General features: G+C 54.9%; 22 protein-coding genes. 3 read left to right on the top strand and 19 right to left on the bottom strand.

What is annotated here, in order from left to right; all coding sequences use genetic code 11:
• Window positions 1–3: 3 nt before the first annotated feature.
• Both IPI58_00780 and IPI58_00775 read left to right on the top strand, forming a co-directional pair.
• Window positions 4–282, top strand: coding sequence for a hypothetical protein (locus IPI58_00780; GenBank protein ID QQR69253.1), 279 nt, complete (start codon window positions 4–6; stop codon window positions 280–282).
• Window positions 283–296: 14 nt separating this feature from the next.
• Window positions 297–1,229 (top strand): cation transporter, encoded by a 933-nt coding sequence (locus tag IPI58_00775; GenBank protein ID QQR69252.1) that lies wholly within the window; start codon window positions 297–299, stop codon window positions 1,227–1,229.
• 179 nt (window positions 1,230–1,408) lie between these two features.
• On the opposite strand, the gene IPI58_00770 is transcribed toward IPI58_00775, so the two are convergent.
• Together IPI58_00770 and IPI58_00765 are read right to left on the bottom strand one after the other, a co-directional pair.
• On the bottom strand, window positions 1,409–1,648 hold the full coding sequence (locus IPI58_00770; GenBank protein ID QQR69251.1) for a hypothetical protein: 240 nt from the start codon (window positions 1,646–1,648) through the stop codon (window positions 1,409–1,411).
• Entirely contained in the window at window positions 1,648–2,310 is a 663-nt protein-coding gene (locus IPI58_00765; GenBank protein ID QQR69250.1) for a structural protein P5, read from the bottom strand. The genes IPI58_00770 and IPI58_00765 overlap by 1 nt, the downstream gene beginning before the upstream one ends.
• Window positions 2,311–2,605: 295 nt before the next feature.
• Between IPI58_00765 and IPI58_00760 the strand changes: the two genes are divergently transcribed.
• Complete coding sequence (locus tag IPI58_00760) at window positions 2,606–3,883, top strand: DNA cytosine methyltransferase (GenBank protein ID QQR69249.1); 1,278 nt, start codon at window positions 2,606–2,608, stop codon at window positions 3,881–3,883.
• Here the strand turns inward: IPI58_00760 and IPI58_00755 are convergent.
• From IPI58_00755 to IPI58_00675, 17 genes are all read right to left on the bottom strand, one after another.
• Entirely contained in the window at window positions 3,863–4,840 is a 978-nt protein-coding gene (locus IPI58_00755; GenBank protein ID QQR69248.1) for a restriction endonuclease, read from the bottom strand. The two genes, IPI58_00760 and IPI58_00755, sit on opposite strands and share 21 nt — an antisense overlap.
• An 82-nt stretch (window positions 4,841–4,922) precedes the next feature.
• Complete coding sequence (locus IPI58_00750; protein QQR69247.1) at window positions 4,923–5,201, bottom strand: hypothetical protein; 279 nt, start codon at window positions 5,199–5,201, stop codon at window positions 4,923–4,925.
• A 213-nt stretch (window positions 5,202–5,414) separates the two neighbouring features.
• The gene (locus tag IPI58_00745) at window positions 5,415–6,443 is read right to left on the bottom strand and encodes a hypothetical protein (protein QQR69246.1); all 1,029 of its coding nucleotides are present in this window, start codon (window positions 6,441–6,443) and stop codon (window positions 5,415–5,417) included.
• Window positions 6,444–6,456: 13 nt separating this feature from the next.
• On the bottom strand, window positions 6,457–7,179 hold the full coding sequence (locus IPI58_00740) for a hypothetical protein (protein QQR69245.1): 723 nt from the start codon (window positions 7,177–7,179) through the stop codon (window positions 6,457–6,459).
• 3 nt (window positions 7,180–7,182) lie between these two features.
• Window positions 7,183–10,398, bottom strand: coding sequence for a phage tail protein (locus IPI58_00735; GenBank protein QQR69244.1), 3,216 nt, complete (start codon window positions 10,396–10,398; stop codon window positions 7,183–7,185).
• The gene (locus tag IPI58_00730; GenBank protein QQR69243.1) at window positions 10,398–10,850 is read right to left on the bottom strand and encodes a peptidase P60; all 453 of its coding nucleotides are present in this window, start codon (window positions 10,848–10,850) and stop codon (window positions 10,398–10,400) included. Before IPI58_00730 ends, IPI58_00735 begins: the two co-directional genes overlap by 1 nt.
• Window positions 10,840–11,682, bottom strand: coding sequence for a DUF2163 domain-containing protein (locus IPI58_00725; GenBank protein QQR69242.1), 843 nt, complete (start codon window positions 11,680–11,682; stop codon window positions 10,840–10,842). Before IPI58_00725 ends, IPI58_00730 begins: the two co-directional genes overlap by 11 nt.
• A gap of 3 nt (window positions 11,683–11,685) precedes the next feature.
• Window positions 11,686–12,285, bottom strand: coding sequence for a DUF2460 domain-containing protein (locus tag IPI58_00720; protein ID QQR69241.1), 600 nt, complete (start codon window positions 12,283–12,285; stop codon window positions 11,686–11,688).
• 2 nt (window positions 12,286–12,287) lie between these two features.
• Window positions 12,288–14,813 carry a phage tail length tape measure family protein gene (locus IPI58_00715; GenBank protein QQR69240.1) on the bottom strand — a complete coding sequence of 842 codons (2,526 nt, stop codon included), beginning with the start codon at window positions 14,811–14,813 and terminating at the stop codon, window positions 12,288–12,290.
• Window positions 14,810–15,025: a hypothetical protein gene (locus tag IPI58_00710; GenBank protein ID QQR70111.1), complete on the bottom strand. Its 216-nt coding sequence runs from the start codon at window positions 15,023–15,025 to the stop codon at window positions 14,810–14,812. The genes IPI58_00715 and IPI58_00710 overlap by 4 nt, the downstream gene beginning before the upstream one ends.
• 137 nt (window positions 15,026–15,162) lie before the next feature.
• Complete coding sequence (locus IPI58_00705; GenBank protein QQR69239.1) at window positions 15,163–15,510, bottom strand: hypothetical protein; 348 nt, start codon at window positions 15,508–15,510, stop codon at window positions 15,163–15,165.
• On the bottom strand, window positions 15,507–16,445 hold the full coding sequence (locus IPI58_00700) for a hypothetical protein (protein ID QQR69238.1): 939 nt from the start codon (window positions 16,443–16,445) through the stop codon (window positions 15,507–15,509). Before IPI58_00700 ends, IPI58_00705 begins: the two co-directional genes overlap by 4 nt.
• A gap of 26 nt (window positions 16,446–16,471) precedes the next feature.
• Window positions 16,472–16,900: an acyl-CoA transferase gene (locus IPI58_00695; protein QQR69237.1), complete on the bottom strand. Its 429-nt coding sequence runs from the start codon at window positions 16,898–16,900 to the stop codon at window positions 16,472–16,474.
• On the bottom strand, window positions 16,897–17,547 hold the full coding sequence (locus IPI58_00690; protein QQR69236.1) for a hypothetical protein: 651 nt from the start codon (window positions 17,545–17,547) through the stop codon (window positions 16,897–16,899). Before IPI58_00690 ends, IPI58_00695 begins: the two co-directional genes overlap by 4 nt.
• Entirely contained in the window at window positions 17,544–17,852 is a 309-nt protein-coding gene (locus IPI58_00685; protein QQR69235.1) for a hypothetical protein, read from the bottom strand. Before IPI58_00685 ends, IPI58_00690 begins: the two co-directional genes overlap by 4 nt.
• Complete coding sequence (locus tag IPI58_00680) at window positions 17,852–18,868, bottom strand: major capsid protein (GenBank protein ID QQR69234.1); 1,017 nt, start codon at window positions 18,866–18,868, stop codon at window positions 17,852–17,854. Before IPI58_00680 ends, IPI58_00685 begins: the two co-directional genes overlap by 1 nt.
• A 12-nt stretch (window positions 18,869–18,880) precedes the next feature.
• A complete protein-coding gene (locus tag IPI58_00675) occupies window positions 18,881–19,522 on the bottom strand; it encodes a head decoration protein (GenBank protein QQR69233.1) in 642 nt (213 codons plus the stop codon).

The following is a 19,522-nucleotide window of genomic DNA, read 5'->3' as shown; positions in this document are numbered from 1 at the left end:
ATCATGCTGAACTCTAAAGCCATATTTGTTGCTACTGCGCTGCTGGCCGTTCTTGGCGGTTGCACCAGCTATAGAACGACCGTCGAGAACCAAATGCAGGGAAGGACGCCGGATGAAAAACGCGCAATTCTCGCACAAGAGTGCGGAAGCGAAATTGCCAAAGGATTAAAGGACAAACATCCATCCAACGCGCGTCACGTCGAAGCCATGAAGCAAATCTGTGAGGAAATGACAGGCAAAAAAGTCGGGGTTGCTTTACCGGAAAATGAAACAGTAAAATAACGCATTCTTTCGCGATGTTAGGGTGTCAACAACCAATGTCCAGCCATGATCACTGTAACCACGGGCACAATCACGCAAATGCTCCCACAAACTTCGGACGAAGCTTCCTTGTAGCCGCCTCGCTCAACGCCGCATTCATCATTGCGGAGATTGTTTATGGCCTTAAGGCGAACTCTCTCGCGTTGCTGGCCGATGCGGGGCATAACTTTGGCGATGTTTTAGGGCTGCTGCTTGCATGGGGCGCATGGCGGCTTTCAAAACGAGCGCCATCTGGCCGCTATACCTATGGATTGCGCAGTTCGTCCATTATGGCAGCGCTGGTTAATGTCATCGTGTTGCTGATCTCGACTGGCATCATTGCTTGGGAGGCCGTTCAAAGGCTGGGTGTTCACCAGCAAGTGGACGGCAATGTAGTGATGTGGGTTGCGGCATTAGGCATTCTCATAAATGGCGTAACCGCATGGATGTTCAGCAAGGGACAGAATGACTTAAACATCAAAGCCGCTTTCATGCATTTGGCAAGCGATGCTGCGGTATCCTTGGGCGTGGTCATTGCCGGGTTGATTATGACGCAAACGGGTTGGCTCTGGGTTGACCCGGTCGTCAGTTTGGCGATCTCCATCGTGATTGGATGGAGTTCTTGGGGACTCTTGCGCGACTCTGCCAATCTTGCCCTGCATGCCGTTCCGGCAAATATCGATCATGAGAAAGTCAGAAAATATCTTGCCGGATTACCCGGCGTGAAGGAAGTGCACGACTTGCACATTTGGGGCATGAGCACTACAGAAGCCGCGCTGTCGGTTCACCTGATTTTTTGCGGCGCGCATCCCGGAGACGATTTTCTCTCGGAATTGAGAGAAAAACTGCGCGATGACTATAGTATTGGACATGTCACTATCCAGATTGAGCTGGGCAATGGGAGAACCCAATGCAAGACTTGCGCTTGACGACAAAATCTTGCCCTAAACTCTGTTATCGACACTTTTCTAGCTGTTTTCGAACCGAAGCGTAATCTTGCATCGCCAAAATCACAGCGGCATCTTCATCCAATACTGCAATTTCCTTGGCCAGCTTGTTTTGAAAATCTCGGCTGTATTCCTTGATCGGTGGGCAGACGCAGGCGGGGTTAGAACTTGCCGTCCCGCAGGCGCTTAACGAGATCAGCGCGAGTGCGAGGAGCATCCAGCGTGGCACGAAGTTGGGCATCTTTGATCTCCACGATTTTCTTGAGTTGGTCATAGCGTTCGGCGGTGCGGCCAGATTGCCTTGCGCCGAACAAAATTGCGGCCACAGACGCGGCAATCGCGCCCCAGCCGACGATTTTGATTAAGTTGCTAGAAAACCAGCTTGTTAAAAGTGTCCACATCAGCGCAGACCCTTCCGGCTGTCATCGATACGCGCCCAGATCATCACTCCGATGCCGATCAACGTGATCGCCAGCAAGAGCCATTTCGCGATGTCGAGGTAAGGCACCAGCGTTTGAAGAGTGTCACGCGCAGGGTCGAGGCTATCGCGAACGGATTCCAACGCCCCAAGTCCAACGGTAGCCGCCGTAGCGGCTTGTCCGCCCTTTACGGTGCGCGACCGCTGCAGGTTCTTGGACGGAGGCTCTACACCAGCCAGAACCAAGGCTTTGTCGACCTGTGCTGCCGTGTAAGGCTGCTGGCCGTTTTCATGTTTGATTATTGCGAGGGTCACCGCCTTCAGGTGTTCGTATTTGTGCATATTGAGAACGACATCGGGTGCAAAGCCTGTGTCCTCGAAAACGGCTTTCGTATAGGCCACAGTGTCATTTTCTACGCTTGGGGCCCAACGACCGACGACTTGACGGATTGTTCGCAAACCATGCTCGTCTTGATACTGGATAAGCGTTCGGGCCAGCGCACGGATCCCGTAAATCGGGGATTGAAAGACAAAAAAGTTCGTGTCCCCCTGCGTTTCGGTCAGACCTTGCCATGGGTCGTCCGTTCGACGCAAATTGCCCGGATTATTGTTGCGGATACCGCGAGAGGTCGTGGAAGAGGTCATTGTTTTTCTCCATGGTTTATGTTCTCCTCCTAGGACAGGACGAGACGCGTGGTTGTTGAGGGCGTGGTTGTTGAGGGCGTGGATGGTTTCTTGTTGAAATAAAAATAGAAAAAGGATGCTTCTGTTAAGAAGGCGCGCCCAAAGAATGAGAACAAAACCAGAATAAAACTGGACTGCTCAGAACTGGTGATATAACGTCTTTTGACATTAAAGAGGCCGAATCAACGCATTTCGGCTAATCTGTTTGGAAAAATCGGCAACGACGACGTAATTGGGTATTGAAAGACTTGCTCCTATGATCACACAGCGAAAAACATGCATTGATCTTTTTGCCGGAGCAGGCGGTTTAAGCGAAGGACTCAGGCAAGCCGGGTTCGATACCGTTTTCGCAAATGAGATTTCTCCGGCTTACTCCGTCACGCTTCAAAAGAACCACCCCGAAGCCATCATCCGAACCGACGACATTCGGGCCATACATGCTCAAAAAATTAGAAAACAGCTTGGACTGAAAAAAGGAGAATTGGATCTTCTTGCCGGAGGCCCCCCTTGTCAGGGATTTAGCGTCAACGCACCCGTAAGATCCGTAGATGATGCCCGCAATCACCTGTTTCTTGAGTACCTTAAGTTTGTTGAGGCCTTTTCTCCGAAGGTTGTATTGATCGAAAATGTTCCCGGCATGTTGTCGTTTGAACGTGGGGAAACGGTTGCTGCGATTTTAACGAGCTTGAGACAGCTCGGATATGCCCCGGAAGTTAGGATTCTTTTTGCGGCTCACTATGGCGTTCCGCAAATGCGTTGGCGCACAATCTTCATCGCAAATCGCGTTGGTTTGGATTCTGCCTCTTTGTATCCCACCCCGACTTGCGTTGCAGAAGGACGTGCGAATTTTGCCACGACATATCTTGGAAGAAGCCTGATCTTGGACCAAAGCAAGCTGAAGGGCCTAAAGCGCAACACGACGGTAGCCGATGCGCTAGGAGATTTGCCGGAAATTGAGAACGGCGGTGGCGATGATGTCATGTCCTACGCCTGCACGGTGCAGAACGCCTATCAAAAGTTTGTGAGACAGGGCAGCTCAAAGCTGTATAACCACACGGCAGCTGGACTTGGAAAGGCGAACCTTGAGAGGTTGCCACATATTCCGCCCGGTGGATCTTGGCGCGATATTCCTTTCGACTTACTCCCTAAGGGGATGAAGCGTGCGCGTCGGTCCGATCATACAAAGCGCTACGGGCGTCTGCACCCTGATGGATTGGGAAGTACAATTCTGACTAAGTGCGATCCTCATTGGGGAACCTATATTCATCCTCAGCAAGACAGGATTATCAGCGTTCGTGAAGCGGCGCGAATTCAGTCTTTCCCAGATCGCTACCATTTTTACGGGACGCTCATCGAGCAATACGCTCAAGTTGGAAATGCCGTTCCCCCTTTGCTTGCAAAGGCCATTGGTAACGCCATATACGCAGGGTTGAGCGAACAAACTGTTAGCGTTCTTCCAACAGAAAATGTCTGGGCTTATCCGCAGATCGATCTGGATTTTGAAGAGTACGAATTAATCAAGAAGAGAGCGTAACGTCTCATCCAGTTTGTCCGGCGCATTAGCCGTTGAATTTCCGATAAAAGCAGCGGCAATTTCCGCCAGTGGATAATGGACTCGCCGCACGAGAACCAGTTCTCGTTGTTTGCCCTGCGAAACAGGCGCGCCTAGCTTAAAGGTCAGAACGGAGAGGTTTGTTCGACTGGGGCCATCTGCCTTTTTGATGTCGCCAATGACTTCCTCGAACTTCTTGTAAACGGCATCAGGCAGGAGGAAGTAAAAGCCAATGCAGCGTTCCATTCGCCGATAGATATTGCCTTTGCGAATGATCTGCGGAATGAGACGTTTGTGGACGTTAGCCCAGTTCAGACCGTGTCCTGAATTAGGGATGTCCGCAACCGTTTCTCCTTCTTTGATTTTGCGGTAAGCGTTCCAAGTCGCTCTGTAATTGCCTGTGATGTCGATGCTCTGAATTTCCATCCCGATAAAATCTTCTGGGATCAGAGCGTCTCCCTTTTTTGTATATGACTGAAGAACCCAGTCCATACTCATGTTACCGTTCGCGTTTATTTGGATCTCTTTGCCGGATCCTTGCCCGAAAGCGACAACTGGCCTAGGTGTGCTTAATGCTTTTGTTTGTAACTCTTTCGGGGAGCCTCCGAGGATCAGAGCCTTATCGCCTTTAGGCCACGCATCTTTCAGAACGTGATTAAAGATTTTGTATTGGTCGGCGTAAAGTCGCTTGGGACAGATGATGATTTCAGAACCATCTTCGTGGCTTGCGCCACAAGACACGGAGCATGTACCATAGACCGCCGTTTGGTCATGATTGGTCTTTGTGCAGGGAAAGCTGACAAATGGGCAGCTTTTTTGCTTCCAAGTTTTTAAGGCTTGGACGCTCGTATCGTCTGGGCTAAAACCAAACAACTCAATGATATCTCTTCCTTTAGCTTGCATTGCTAAATTATAGATGTGGAGAAAGATTCTTACCACCCCAAACAATCTTTTTTCATTTTTTCAAGGCAGTCTAATAGATATCAGCATCCTATTATCGGTAATAAATTGAAATCATTGGCTATTGTCTCGATGAGACCCACCGCAAAGCGTTGTCGAGGATGAATCCCGCTAACGCACCGAGCATAAGAACAACGGCGAAGCCACCTTTCCATCGGCTGGCAAGACGGTCGAGGTCGATCAGGCGGGTGTCCATGCCATCCAGCTTTGTCTTCAATTCGCTGACAGCGGTGGTTAGAGCCTGCACTTGGGCTTCCAATCTGCCTATGGCGCGAAAATACTCTGGTTCGTTCATGGCAGATTTCTCCGGCTCGATAAGAATGGGCTGTGTTTGATGCATGGGCTTATCCTGCGATAATTATAATGAGCGGTTGTTGCATCGAACCTGTTGATGCTGCGGCGCTCGGACGCAGAACCTCGACTGTGACTTGGCTGAGACATGCTTTGGCAACGGTTGGTCGCTGCAGGATTTCAAGTGCAGACTGCGTGACCCGAAGATTTGCATTTGATGGCTTTGAAAGCGTCTCGACAGCGACTTGTGTTACAAAGGCACTCATGCCTGTACCTTGTAGCCGAACTCGGCTCCGTTGATCGCGTCAACCGTCCATGCGACGGCGGTCGCAGGGTTTTGTTCCTGCAATTGCACATAGTCGAGATAAGTTGTTCCCAAAGAGTAATCGGCGCTTTCATAATTTGTGCCGCCGATCCGCGTGACGGAGCGCATGGTTCGTGTGCCAGCGTCATCTTTCTTTGCTACAAGATTGTTCTGAACGCCGAAGACGCTGCTGCCGAGGTTCGAAAGGTCTCCGAAAGCAAAGCTGTCGATCTGGCCGGATGTTGCGCTGGCGTTGTTTGTCGTGTCCTCGTCGATGGTCGTATCTTTGACGTTTTCCCAATTGGCCGAGCTGCCTGTCGGCGTGAATTGTGCACTGTTGCCGACCCCGTTCGGATAAAGCGTGTCAACGCGGCAGTCGCCCAAGAAGTCGTTGTTGGTCGTTCCGGCACCATCGCAAACATAGAGATCGTCGATGAACCCGTAATAGGAAGAAGAATAGACTCCGCCAGCAAGACGGATTGTGCGCGCAGTGTTAAGCGATGACGATTGTTTTGTATCGCCCGTGTATGTTGCGACAGTCGTGCCATTAACACGAAGCTCAAGCGTTCCGGTCGTGTCGTTGATAAAGGTTTTCAGTTCGATGTAGCACCAAGTGTTTAGCGGGATAGCCGAAGATGATGTTGCCAACAAAGTCGACATATCTCCTCGCCAAAGCCTTAAAAGGCCATCAGAGCAATGCATATAAAGACCGCTTTGTACTGATCCTGTGCTGTCTTTGAGCTGAACAAGCGGCAGTTCAGAATTTCCTGCGGCCTCTCGTTTATAGGCAAATCCCACAATCCATGTCGTTTGATCGTCCATAACTTTCTGGATGTAATCGCCACCATAGTTTCCAAGCCTCGCTGCAGCGCTTCCGCTTCTACGTCCAGTCGAAGGAGCCGCCGAAACGGTGTAAGTGCTGTACTTATAGCCGTAAGATGCCGTGGTCGTGTAGTGATCGAAGCCGTCCATAAAGCGCAAAGCCATGAGATGTTCTCCTTTAGATACGAAGTCCGGCAAACGCAAAACCGATATCGGCGAGCGTGTCGTCAGGCGTGGCCGATGCCACAAGCGTAAAGATGTCGCCTGCGGCAAAGTCGGTCGTGGCAGCACAGATGAAGGTCGCGCTCGTCGCCGCCGCAACGAAGTTCATAGTGGCAAATTCGATCCCGTTCTTGCGGATTGAGAAAGAGACGGCTGCTGTGGCGGCGGCCGCTGCCACGCCCTTGCTAAGCGCCATGCCGGAGAGGAACCGGCCTGCGCGAGGCATCGGAAAGCGCATAATGGTTGCCCCCGCACTGGGTTTGCCGACGAAGGATCCGCCGATGTCATAAGGTGCGGCGCCAGACTCCGCCGCAATCGAAAAGTCCGTCCCGTTGCAGTAGAGGAGCTTTCTCTCGCCAATTCCTACCGATATCGCTGTGCCGGACGGCGTTTTGATCGAGATGGCAAAACCGCCCGTTGTTCCGTTCTCGACATAGATAAACTTGGCGCGTGCCGGAGCCGTAATCGTTCGCGCCGCCGTCAGCGTTCCCGTAAACTTCAACGTCATATTACCGATCATCTGCGCATCGGTCAGCGTCAGATTGGCGTCCGTCAGCGCGATGCTCGTAAACTGGCATAAGGCCTTGTCCAGAACGTCAAAAGCCGTGTTGGCCGTGACTTCCTTCTGGGCTTGGCTGGCGGCAATATGGTCGATCAAAAGATTGGGGGTTGTCGTCATGACTTAAACCGTGGCCTTTCCGGGGTAACCCCGTCCAATGGTGCTGTTGATTTGATAAACGGCGATAGACAAGACGCTCTGCGCCGCGCCGAAGTCGATCGTCTGGTCGGCGGTGCTATAGGTTGCGCTTGTCGCGCTGGATGAAAGAGTCCGAACAACCGTGTCGCCGTTCAAGACGGCGATCTCATAGGCTTCCATGTCTTCAAAAAGCGGCACATCGATGCTATCCAGCCATTCGCCGTTCCAGCGCGGACGGCGCGCCCACGAAAGGGTCAGGTTGCCGTAACCGTCGCGGGATCCGACGATATGAACGGGTGAGAAGCAGCGCAGACTTGCGGCGTTGTATTTCAGGCTCGTCTGAGCCGCATCGTCCCAGTCTCCGCCAGAAATGATGGCCTTGTAATAGGAAGTCTGCCCGATCTCGGTCGAGGCCATGGCGGTGCGGTAAAAGCCATCCGTTGCAAGAACTACAAACCGCTCACCGATCGCATGCGAAGCCGTGGCCCATTCGGTGCCGCGCCGCCCGCGCAGAAGACCGGACAATTCATAAAGGTTCTCGGCCAGAAGCGTTGCATCGCGCCATTGAATGACCTCATCGCCAAGGACAGCGACATTGTTCCAATTCAAGATTTCGAGCGGCGTTTTGCTGTCGAGGGTTCCGTGGCTCAAAGCGATCTGGATTTTGTTTGTCTCGTCCCATGACCATGGACTGAGTGGAGCGGCCAGAACGCTTGCAGCCCAGCCAAAGGCCGGAGCCGCTGATCCTGTCGCGATGATGCTCCACGCCAAAGCGTCTTGTGAACGGTAAAGGCTTGCGCTGCCGCCATCTCTCAGGCCGAAAGCGTAATACAGACCAAGCCCATCATCTTCCGCACGCAGCATGGGCAGATCCAGCATAAAAGCCGAAATGGGCGTAGCGATGGGAATGATCGTTGCCGACAGAGCCGCGCCTGTGCCAGAGGCCGAGGACGTATAGGCGATCTCGTCTTCCGCCACCGCCTTGCAGGCTACGATATTGTTGCCGCCAAAATCTACCTGCGTCAGGCGTAGCGCCAGCGTCGCATCCGGCAACGCCACTTTAATGACGTCCGTGGGGTCGAGCCGCAGCCATTTGGGCGGCAAGTTAAGCGTAAAGGCGTTACGTCCTACCCATGCGCTGGTCAGTGTCTTATCCGCGATCTGGGCGGCTTCATCCGCTGACAGAACGATCGATAGCTCGACAGTCTGCTGGTCTTTAGTCGTGACGGCGTTGCTGTTGCGGGCTGCGTTTTGCGTGTTGGTCTGATAGTCGCGGGCTGGATCATAGTGCGTCAAATCCATGCGCTGCGGCAATTCGAGTTCCTGCGTGCGCGTTTCTGTCACGCGCAGCGGCTCGTCATTCGAGGAGCCTTCGACGGCGCCTAGATCGTTATAAGGAATGGTCGCCGCCGCATCCTGTCCACGCGGGATAAAGCGCAAAACACCGTCCGTTTCTACCGCGTCCACGAAGAACGCGCCCAGAAGCGGCTCGATAGCGTTCCTTGCCGAGGCTCGACGGCTCATGACGTAGCCCCGAACAGATTGGCTGACTTCGTTCGTCAGAATGTCCGTCTGGGCAAGTCCTGCCTTCTCGCACAGATCCGTGAGGATGGACGACAAAGGCACCTGATCCGAGCCATAGCGTTCGAGGGGATATTTGACCTCGCCATCGTTGGTCATGATGATCACGCTGTGCGTGAACTTTTCATAGCAGCCGCTGAAATGCGTCGCATAGGTCGGCAAGAACGGCATCAGGTCGATGGTCTTCTCGATCCGCATGCTCACCAGATCGACCAGCGTGGCTTTCAAGTCTCCCGCCGACCAGAGGCGACCCTTCTGCGGAAAGGCACAATCGGATTGAAGCGTCCAGCCAGCCGAGAGCGCAACGTTATCCACGTGGCCCGCGAAACCGTTGTCGGGATGCCATTTCACGATTCTTTTCAAAATGTTAATCTTGAAAAATAGGTGGCCTGTCGTGTCGTCCCAGAACAAGGCGTCCGGTGTCTGTCCCTCCGTCCATGCCGAGATGTCCCATTCGGCTAGTTCGCCGTTATTGAACATATCGAGGCTGACGCGGCGAATTTTGTCGCTTGCCGCCTGCCAATAACGGCCATCCGGATCGGCGCACATCGGCGCTTCGTGGCCGCTCAACAGGGGGAAGTAATCCAACAGATCGGCAATGATGTTGAAATCGAGATCATAAACCTTGCGAAAACGATGGACGAAAATCTTATCGCCCATGACTTTGCCGCTCACGCTAAAATCGATGCGCTTTTTGGTTTTAGCTACAACAGCCAGTGTGTCTGGATGCCGCTTCGCCAGATGCATGCCCACGCCATAAGCGTCTGTCGCATGATAAAAATAGCCTTCGCTATCATATCCCTGAAGATCACCATAAACATCGTCGCCAAGCGGCGCATTGAGCAGCAGGCTGTTATTGACGAGATCATATTTATAGATGCGTGAGGCATTTAGGCCGATAAGCGTTCCACGCGCGGGATCGATGATGCCGCCATCGCGGAACATGCTGGGGATCTTCGGTAGTATCACGGCATCGCAATCCATCGCACCAGATGCGACAACTTCGGCGCTTATATTGGGAATGCGGTTGGCAAAATCGGCCAGCTGCAGATCTGTGAAGGTCAGATAGCAAAGCCCTCGATAGCCCGGCACGTTGCCGGAGCCGAGATGCATCTCCATCGTGCTGTCCGGTTGTTGGTCTTCGCCGCCCGTATGGATGCGGATCACGCCCGGATATTTTTCCGTGGCCTGTGTGTTGCTGGCCGTCGCATCGTAAATGAGCTTTGTGTCCGCCCATACGCGCCGGACGGTTGCCGCTGGCCCCGCGCACAAGCCAATGGCGAACGATACCGAATAGGTATAGGTCGTTTGGGTCGAACTTCCTCCACCGCCGCCCTTGCCGCCGCTTTGGCGCGAGACATGGCGGGTTTCTTTAAGCGGCGTCGACCAGATCACATTGCCCGATACGCGCATCGTGCCATAGACAAGCTGGATCGTGCCGCCATAGGTGGAAGTCTGAACGGATAAATCGCTGATACGCGATCCTTCGGTGTTCGATCCTTTGTTGCCGCCGAACAGCAGGTTGCCCAGAACCACGCCGCCCATCCAACCGATGGACGCGCCAATCCCTATGGCGGAGGTTAGACCGGCGCCAACGAGGCCAAGAGCAAGAACAGCCATTACGGATTCTCGATAAAATACGGATAGCGATAAGCGGCAACGATTCGGTGTTTCCAATCTTCGTCAAGCGCGTGTTCGACCACTTTGCCGACACCGGAATAGCTGTGGATGATGCCTTTGTCGGTGATCAGCGCAACATGCTGCGGTTCACGTCCCCATGCCATGAACAAAATGTCAGCCAGCGTGGCCTCTGAAACGGGGATGGAAACAAGCCAAGTCGTCAGACCCTCGCGCATACGGCGACTGTTGGGCAGCATGGAGTAATTGGCGAAGGCCTGCGCCTCCGGCGAGGCAGGATCGTAATCCACCAACCCTAACGCAACGCCGACGCCCTTAATCAGGCCGATACAATCGCAGCCTACGCCTTTGACAGAGGCCTGATGATGAAACGGCGTGCCAAGCCATGCGCGTGCTTCGGCAACGGCATCGGATCGTGTGATCTTATTTTCCATCGGGATAACTCAAAACGGCGTCCGTACCGGGGACATGGGGTTCGCCGCGAAAGTTCACGGCATTGTTGTAACGCCCACAGCAAGTCGAAAACGACTTGTCGCATCCCGGCTGGACGGCATAGCCATCGCCAACCGCGATTTCGGACGGCATGGGCAGGAACAAATCAAACACGCCAGCCGCAAAGCTTCGGACTTCCATCTTGCGACCTGTGTTTGCGCCGCTTGTCCATGTCACAAGCCCGCCCGTCCAGTAGTCGTCCGCCTCGGTTCTGGCGGTATCCGTAAAACCGTAACGATCTTCTGCTACCGTAACTGTGCTGGAAATTGTCAGAGCCGCTAAATCGATCTTGCAGCGCGTGTCGCCAAGGTCAGCACGACAGTCCGGCGTGTAGAGTTCCCCGATTTGTTGTGACAGCGCCTGCGTCAGGCCGCGCAGTTCGGCTTTGAATATCGTGTCCTTCAGTTCCACTTGGCCGATAGTCCCGCGCTTCAAGATAATCTTGCCCTGTGAGAGCGCCGCCCAATTGACCAGAAAGATCAGCACTTCGGCATTGTCCCAAATGCCCGCACGCAAATCAGGTGCAGCCAAAGCCTCGCTATCCAGCGCGCTTTCGATATCGAGATTGTCGACGGACAAATCCGAGATCGCATGGATGGCCGAGCGCGTGTATCCCGTTCGCGCCGCATAAACCACATTATCGATCGTCAAATCTCGGTCAAAGTCCGTAAAGCCAAAGACAACGCCATCCTTGCGCGTGACCTTCCAGCAGGTCGCAAGCGTGGTCGTCTCGCCCGCGACATGCGCGGCAAGTTGGGTGGTGGCTGTTTTCATGGGTTAAACGCGGATCTCTATGATGGGGATGTCAGACCATTGGTGCAAATCGATCTGCTCGATGGTCACGGCCATGCTGTCGGTGTCAAAACGCACAGGAACGTCGAATTCGAAATCTGCGGTGACGGCGATGCCCTGTGCAGGCGCCGTTAAAAAGGTCAGGACGCCGGTTGTCGTGTTCACCGACCAGCCCGATGTCTGTTTGATGCCCGCGAGATAAGGCGCGATGGTGCCTTGCACAGGTTTTGTTATCGTGCGTGTCTCGCTGCCAGCGCCGGATACATAGCTTTTGACAAGCTGAAAAGCCTTCGTCGTCCCATCGCCTGCGCCAATGGCTTGGCTCGTGGCGCGGTAGTCCGTCCAATCTTTGAACCGAAACCCATAGGCGCGGCCTTTCCGCGCCCGAAAGAACGCGATCAAGGTATTAAGCTGGGCTTGGTGTTTCAACCCAGAGGCCACGTTCCATTTACCCCGCGCCGCCGACCAGTTGGCATTACGTTGCTCATACCCCGAAGCCATTGAAACAACGGTCGTCAGATACTCCGGCCCGCCCGTCGCCCCATAGGCGATGTCGTCAGGAAAGCGAATTTCGTGGAAGGTCATGGTTACAGATTCCGTCTTGCTCTACTAATTCCCCGCGCGGCTTCTGCCGAGACCTGTGCCTGACTTGCGCGAAAGCTGTTGGCATCCGGCGTTGAGATGTTCATCACAAGGTTGATCGGGCTGGATGTCCGGCCATTCTTCGGGATAACTGTTTCCCCGCGCTGGAGAATAGCGGGAACTTCGTCGGGACGCAGCCCAGCGATGCCGCCGGAGTGATAGCGCGGCGCTCCGGCAAAAACGAAGGCAGGAACCTGCCGCGATGGCGCCGTTTCTCCAGCCATGCCGCCTTCATGGAAAATCGAGCCAAAGATATCGGACATAAAGCCGCCGCTTTCCATGCTGCTGCCCATCCATTTGGCAAGCGGCCCTGTGATCGATTGCTGCACTACCATGCGCGTGATGTCGGCGACGATGCTGTTGGCGAGGTCATCAAGGCTGTTGAGACTGATCTCGCCGGACGTGACCATGGTTACAATGGCGTCCTCGGTCGCCTTTAAGGCTGACGAAAAGGCTTTCTCGACCGCGCCCGCCGCGTTTTCACCTTCTTTTTGATAGGCGCGGAAGGCACGGATTGCTCCGGCCTGCGCATCCGTGCGTCCAGTTAGTTGCTCGTCATAGGCTTTGTCTTTTGATTTATTGAAAATGTCTTGGCTGATCGCGCCCGCATTTAGCATCTCAGTCAGGCGTGCGATTTGATCCGTGTAGGCTTCTTCGGCGGTTCGCACGCCTTCTGTGATTTGTTTGCCTTCTTCTTTGAGCTTGTCGAGTTTTTCCTGTGCTTGGGTCTGATCGTAAAGCGCAGCCGCCATTTGCTTGGCGCGTTCGACTTGTTCCTGCGATGTCGTTTCGGGCAGCTTTGCCACGGCATCGGATATGAACGCCTTGCGCTTGTCGCCAAGCCTGTCCATTTGTTTGCCGAGATCGTCGATGATCTTCTGCGCCTCGGCAAAAGACTTCTGATCGAACAATTGCGCGGCTAGATTGCGTGTCTGGTTTTTCTCGGCATCGCCTGCTTTGCTGGAAAGGCGGCTGACGGCCTGATCGATAAATGCCTGCCGTTCGTTGCTAAGACCAAGGAGTTTCTGTTTCAGATCGTCGATGACTTTTTGATTGGCCTCGGCTTCTTTCTGCGCCGCTTCGGCAATAGGTTTTTGAATGACTTCGATTTGACGGTGGGCCAGTTCTTCCGCTTGCTTGATCGCCGCATTGATACCTGTATCGGTGCTGCTGTCTTTTTCTCGCAGACCTTCCAAACGCTGTTTGGTTTTTCCAAGTTCGTCGTTGATCTTGGCTATCTTTTCTGCAGGATTGTCGACCAGCTTGGCCAGAGCTTCGTCGATACCCTTGCGCTGCTGAATCAACAGATCGGCGCGACCTTCCTTTTCGGCGGAAAGGCGTCCGGCATCTGCCTTGGCGCGTTCCGCCGCTTCGGTTTCTTCGGCTTTGGTCAGCTTTTCGATTTCCGCCCGCAGTTCGGCGGCTTTTTTCTGCCGAAACTCCGTGTTGCCTTTATAAAGCGGCTGAACGAGGGGTGGAAGATTTTGAAGCCAATCCAGTTGCTTTTGAACTTCTGCCAGTTCGTTCTTCGCATCGCGCAGCTGGAGAGCGATTGGGTCTTTTTTGAACCATTCGGTCGTGACTTCGAAGGTCGTCGCAAGCTGGCGCAAAGCCGCGCCTGCGACACCAGAAACGGTTTCGGTCTGGCCGATGGCCTTGAGCATGTCGCTCCAAGCCACCGCCATGCGATGCGCGGCTCCCGTCAGACCCTGCGTTTCAGCTGCAGCGGCGCCGCCGACCTGCTGTTCTAACGCCGCGAGGATCAGCTTTTGGGCTTGCGCCTTATCGCCTGTTTCGACGAGGCTCTTGATCACGTCGCGCTGCGAATCCGAAAACGAAACGCCAACACGCTTCAAGGCGGTCAGCCCTTCAACGGGATCTTCGAGCGCCTTGCCAAGTTGCGTCGCGGAGGACGTCAGATCCTGCCCGAACACGGCGGACATATCCTGCGCGAGGTGGATGGCCTGCTTGAAGGTGTCGCCAGAGACGGAGCGGAAGGTCGCTAAGATAGCCGACGCGTTCTTGACGGACTCGGCACTGGTCAGCGTCGAATGCTCCATCTCCTCGGCCATTTCGGCTAGGTCTTTGCCTGTCAGGCCGGACGCGTAGCCTGTGGCGCGAAGCACGCCCTGCAAACGGTTTTGTGCCTGTTCAGCCAAAGCAGCTTCATCGAAGCTCTTCTTGAGCATGATGACCATCGCACCCAAGCCTGCGCCAGCAGCGATCCCCGCTGGCCCCAACGCCGCCATGGCCGAGCCAAGCGGCCCGATCTGGCTGGTGAGGCCAATGGCAGAGCCGCGCACGTCATTCGCGGCGGCATTTAAGGCAAGAAGGCTTTTTGATGCGGGCTGTCCGGCAAGCTCGATCTTCTTGAGCGACTTCTCGCCGGACTCCCCGATCTCCCTTAGCTCGGCCTTGACCTTGCCGCCTTCCATGACGGAAAGGCGTATGGCGAGATTACGTTCGGTCACGACTTTAAGCCCTCATTAATCTTTGTGTTGATTGCGGAAACCATGCCGGACTCGCAGGAAGGCAAGAGTTCGGCGGTGCTGGTGGGATCAATATTCAAGGCTTCTGCAATCTTCAGCGCGGCGTTCATGTCGATCCCGATCACGACAAATTGCGCCATGCGAAGCTGACCTGCGCAGCGCAGGGCGATATCCCACGCTTCCCAGCCTTCCATCGTTTGAGGCTCGTTAGCGCAGTAGGGGCATAGCTCGCCGTTGGCGTTCGGCTTGCCCTTGCTACAAGAAAGACCTGCGTCCGCACAAGAACCACAATATTCAGGCCCGCCGCCGAAGTGCCATTTGCAGCGAGCCTCTAACCGTTTTTTTCCTGATCCAAAATAAGCGTCGGCGCGAGATACAAACGCTCGAAGGCATCCGCGAGAGGCCAAAGATCCATCAGTGCTGAAACAGCTTCCGGCGAGACCTCGGCGGGTTTGTCTTCGCTATCACCGACGCCTTCCCATTCAAGGATAGAAAGCTCGGCCAGCTTTTTGATGAGCGTTGCGCTGCGCGTTCCTGCGTCCGTTACTTCATCGGCAGCTTTAAGCGCGGTCACGCGCGCGGCCATAACAAGCGCCGTGGTAGCAGGACGCACGTTGACGCGCACCCCGTTGCCAAGGTCAAGCCAATAAGGTTCTCGTTTCAGATCAAGACGGATCATGTGTAGTCCTCCACATCGTTGGTAAGGGTTACGGTCAGCATCTGGCCGCTATCAGGTTTTGCGGCTTGCCAGTTGAAGCTGGCTTGCACACCGGCGGGGCCGCTGATGGCGAGTTTGGGTTTGGGAAGATAGACTTGGTGCGCCGTGAACAGGATCGAACGGCTTGCGTCGATGACGTATCCGAACGATAGCTCTACAGGCGTGTTGTTCGTCGCGGCGTCGATGAGCGTGGTATCCGCAAAGCGCACGTCGATCGAACCCGTTAGCGCGGCAATGGTAGGATCGGCGCCGTCGATCTTGCCGTCAGGTCGGATCGTCTCGATGCGCTCCAGATTGTTGCTGTAAGTCAGCTGCGCCCCCGTGACGTTGCCAAGTTGCGCGCCGTCTTTTTTGACCGAGCCTTGAAACTGGTTGAAGCGCGTGATGACAGCTTCGGTCGGCGTGCTATCAGCGCTTACCGTTGCGCGGCTTTCACCTTGGGCGATACAATTCAACGTCGCGCTTGCACCGCCAGAGCGGGCAAAGGAAAGCTGCATCGAATTGACGCGCACGCCCATGTTGATGAAGAAAGCCGAAGCCTCCGGCATGCCGACTTCCAACGAGAGGCTGGGCAGGCTTGTCGCACCGGACACGAACGAATGAACATACGGCCCCACGCCCGTGGTGTTGGGCGCGCCTAAAAGAGCCTTCAGCCAATGGCCAAAGTTTCGCAGATCGACGGGAACGACTACATCGCCCTCGACCTTGATCACATCACGGATCGGTTGCGCCGGATCACGACCTGTGCCCAAAAGATCCGAGGCAATAAGACCTTGTTCCGAACCGAGGTTTGAGGACACAAACGGAAACTTGATAAAGTTCCCAACGGGCGGCGTTCCATAAACGCTCTCGAAATCACCCAATAGATGCGCGTTCGCGCCATAGGCACGTGCCATGATAACCCTCCAATGTTAAAGAAACCTCAGCCGAGTTGGCTGGTGGTCGTGTAAATCAACTCAATCGGCACGATGGCCGCTTTGACGTTCCCCGCGCCTTCGACGACAACGGAACTTGTGTCGGCTGCAAGCGGCGTTGCTCGGTCGCACAGACCGCCGAGCGTCGGATCGGCAGCAACTGCGTCGGCAATGTTTTGAAACAGCGCGTCCATGATTTGATCGCGCTGTGTCGCTTCACCCGCTTGGACAAGAACCTCCAGCGAGGCGTGGTGTTCCCAATAGTAGGAAAGCGGCGAAAGCAACGTTTCCGGTTCACCGGGATCGCCATCGCGCAGGATAAGAAGCCCGCCAGCAGGAACCTTCTCCGGCAAAACATCGTTCCGCAGAACCTTGGGGCCGACGATGGTTTGCAGCTGTTCAAACAAAGCTTGCAGGACGGTTTCGCGTGTCGTCATTTGTCTGAAACCTCTTTCCAATTCTGAATGACCAGACGCGGCAGTTGGCCGATCCACTTTTGGCCAACGCTGTCGATATCGAACCGTTTTTTAAGACTGACTTGCGGCACGAGAATAAAGATCGGCACCGTGGTGAGGCCGCGACCCGTTCGCAGCGCCGAGGCGCTTGCCGCTGAGAACCCACCGCGTTTTCCAGTTCGCGCGCGCATGTCGTCTGCCACCAGCAAAGACGGCCCGTTTCGACGAAAGACGAAGCGCAGGCGCTTGCCGTTGGCTTGCTCCCATCGTCCGGGCGTGATCCTTTTGCCCATAGCAGATTTTCCTGCGGCAGGCATCGGGATGGCGAGGTAAAAGCCTTTGCTTGAGCGGATCACGACGCCTTGACCGAAAGCACCGACGATTTGTGGCACCTTGCTGAACACATATCCGGCGGCGTTTAGGCTCAAGCCTCCTTTGGGATAAACCTGTCCGCGCCATGTGTTGGCCAGTTTCTGGCCAAGGCCAGCACCGGTCACTTGCCCACGCAATTCAAGCTTCAAGCCATCGGTCGCTTGTCGGACGCCGGAAGTGACGGCGCCTTCCGCTGCTCTGACCTCATCCGCCATGATCTTTTTGAGATCACCTTGCAATGCGGCCAAAAGCCTCATTCCGGTCTCGTGTTCAATGTCCAGATCAAGCGGTCACGATCGGCAGTCGGTTCGGATTGGACGATGAACGTAGAACCATCGACCGTTAGACGATCCCCGACCATAGGTTGGGCGACTTCCGCTGTTTGCACATCGAACAGAGCCGTTGCCGTATGAATTTGGCCATCGCCAAAGCCCGTTAGAACGTCAGGCTGCTTCGCCATGACACGCAGCGTGAGCACAGATCCCGCTTGCGGCTGATAAACAGCCGGTTTGGATAAGACGGGATCCGCGAACAACGCCGCGATCATGAAAGCAAACGACATTAGGTGCGCTTCGCCTTGAGCAGAACGCGCGGACGCGTGCAGATAGGAAGCGGGTTCGACTGCGTATGCAATTTAACCCAACGACCGAACTCCTGATCGACGGCTTGCTTGGCATAACGTGGCAGGCCGAGGCTGTTGACGGTTTCAACAAAATCGGCGGGCGCGTTGTATTGACGGAACAGTCCCGGCACGCCGACAGGGAAGAAGTGTGCCTTGTCGGTCGGGATGAAATTGCCGCCGGAGTTGCCGCCATAGTATTCTTCGAACACGATGCCAGCATATTCCACGGCCTTACGAGCCTGTCCCGTTCGCAGGAACGCACTTTCCTGATAGCGACGGTAGGATTCCACGACATCCGGATGCGTTGTCAGGTCATCGAAGAACGTGGCCGAACAGAAGGCGTGGATATAGGTGAAGGATGCGCCGCCCAATTCATCCGCAACCTTACGGGTGATATCATGGCACTTCTTTTTAAGAACACCCGCCGTAGGGTTCGCATTATCAAGATCAAAATCGATCTCGGCCTGCTGACTGACCCCAAACTCGGAGAACAGGTCATAAAGCACCGTCGATCCGTCCGCATCGAGGATCTGACCCTTGACCGCGCCGATGCGAAGATGCTCCAGCGTGATGTCGTGCCATTTGACCATATCGCGCAAGCGGTTCGAAACGACCGTTTGCACCGAGGCAAGAGCGTCCGGTTGGCCGAAGCTGTTCCGGTTCTGAACCTCGTCGGCCAGAATGGTGTCTTCCAGCGTCAAATGCGGAACGGCCAAAGACCGCGCCTTGCGCTTGTTGACTTTGTTCTGGACGGCAGGCGCGCCGCGTGGCGTGGTGGGGATCAGGCTGAGTGCGCCTTCGATCTCCTCCAGCATAACGGTCGTAGTGCTGACGCCTGTTTCTTCAAACAACCCCAAGCGACCGGCTTGACCCGGCACATAAGGCAGTTTGTTGATGGCATCGGTCAACGACACCACGGAAAAGGCGTCGTTGTTAAAGATATCGAGCGTGGGCATGGGATGTTCTCCTTAACGAGTGATGATTAATTGGGATTTGAGTTGCGCGGCGCCTGTCGTTTTCTGTGCGCTTGTCGCGCCCGCGAACCAGAAAAGTTCCGCCGCGTTGACCTCGGCCTGACGCACGATCGCAACGGCGTCTCGATCAGCAGCCGTGGCATCTGTGCGATCAAGAAGAACGACAAGAGCGGTTTGCGACCCATCGGTGTTGGCGGGGTTATATTCCTTGTATTTCCCCGAACCGCCGCTGACGGCAATCGTAAAGCGATCCCCCGCCGCAAAGTCGGTCGCGCCGTCGTTCAACGTGAAGTTAATTTGGCCGACATAGGGCGTGCCGACCATGGCACTGCCGATGATAACGCCGCCCGGTTCTTCGATGGCGAATGTCCCGCCGTTCGCAGCCGGTTCGATGCAGGTGACGCCATAGGTTCCCGCTTTAACGCCAGTACCTGCAGACACATCGCTAATCGTGCCGTTGCCAATATTGCCGGAAACAGCAACACCGGTCGCTGTGCCGATGCCCACTTTGCCGAGAACATGGCCAGCTTGCAGGACTTGTCCGGCAAGCACCTTGATGACTTCGCGGGATAAGCTGCCGTTGGCCTCAGATACGATAAACTCGGCTTTATGTTGACCTTCTGTCAGAACAGTCAT

It is taken from the genome of Alphaproteobacteria bacterium, from assembly GCA_016699305.1.
In the GTDB taxonomy this organism is placed as follows: domain Bacteria; phylum Pseudomonadota; class Alphaproteobacteria.
Note: the sequence above shows the minus strand (reverse complement) of the source record. Positions and strands in the feature narration are given on the sequence as shown.

Bases quoted from the DNA above. Each gene is read 5' to 3' on its own strand.
- IPI58_00695 (QQR69237.1), bottom strand. From the start codon at position 16,900: ATGACGACACGCGAAACCGTCCTGCAAGCTTTGTTTGAACAGCTGCAA.
- IPI58_00760 (QQR69249.1), top strand. From the start codon at position 2,606: ATGATCACACAGCGAAAAACATGCATTGATCTTTTTGCCGGAGCAGGC.
- IPI58_00730 (QQR69243.1), bottom strand. From the start codon at position 10,850: ATGGAAAATAAGATCACACGATCCGATGCCGTTGCCGAAGCACGCGCA.
- IPI58_00745 (QQR69246.1), bottom strand. From the start codon at position 6,443: ATGGCTTTGCGCTTTATGGACGGCTTCGATCACTACACGACCACGGCA.
- IPI58_00780 (QQR69253.1), top strand. From the start codon at position 4: ATGCTGAACTCTAAAGCCATATTTGTTGCTACTGCGCTGCTGGCCGTT.
- IPI58_00775 (QQR69252.1), top strand. From the start codon at position 297: ATGTTAGGGTGTCAACAACCAATGTCCAGCCATGATCACTGTAACCAC.
- IPI58_00690 (QQR69236.1), bottom strand. From the start codon at position 17,547: ATGAGGCTTTTGGCCGCATTGCAAGGTGATCTCAAAAAGATCATGGCG.
- IPI58_00685 (QQR69235.1), bottom strand. From the start codon at position 17,852: ATGTCGTTTGCTTTCATGATCGCGGCGTTGTTCGCGGATCCCGTCTTA.
- IPI58_00705 (QQR69239.1), bottom strand. From the start codon at position 15,510: ATGATCCGTCTTGATCTGAAACGAGAACCTTATTGGCTTGACCTTGGC.
- IPI58_00765 (QQR69250.1), bottom strand. From the start codon at position 2,310: ATGACCTCTTCCACGACCTCTCGCGGTATCCGCAACAATAATCCGGGC.
- IPI58_00740 (QQR69245.1), bottom strand. From the start codon at position 7,179: ATGACGACAACCCCCAATCTTTTGATCGACCATATTGCCGCCAGCCAA.
- IPI58_00725 (QQR69242.1), bottom strand. From the start codon at position 11,682: ATGAAAACAGCCACCACCCAACTTGCCGCGCATGTCGCGGGCGAGACG.
- IPI58_00720 (QQR69241.1), bottom strand. From the start codon at position 12,285: ATGACCTTCCACGAAATTCGCTTTCCTGACGACATCGCCTATGGGGCG.
- IPI58_00700 (QQR69238.1), bottom strand. From the start codon at position 16,445: ATGGCACGTGCCTATGGCGCGAACGCGCATCTATTGGGTGATTTCGAG.
- IPI58_00770 (QQR69251.1), bottom strand. From the start codon at position 1,648: ATGTGGACACTTTTAACAAGCTGGTTTTCTAGCAACTTAATCAAAATC.
- IPI58_00750 (QQR69247.1), bottom strand. From the start codon at position 5,201: ATGCATCAAACACAGCCCATTCTTATCGAGCCGGAGAAATCTGCCATG.
- IPI58_00710 (QQR70111.1), bottom strand. From the start codon at position 15,025: ATGGAAGGCTGGGAAGCGTGGGATATCGCCCTGCGCTGCGCAGGTCAG.
- IPI58_00675 (QQR69233.1), bottom strand. From the start codon at position 19,522: ATGACTGTTCTGACAGAAGGTCAACATAAAGCCGAGTTTATCGTATCT.
- IPI58_00735 (QQR69244.1), bottom strand. From the start codon at position 10,398: ATGGCTGTTCTTGCTCTTGGCCTCGTTGGCGCCGGTCTAACCTCCGCC.
- IPI58_00680 (QQR69234.1), bottom strand. From the start codon at position 18,868: ATGCCCACGCTCGATATCTTTAACAACGACGCCTTTTCCGTGGTGTCG.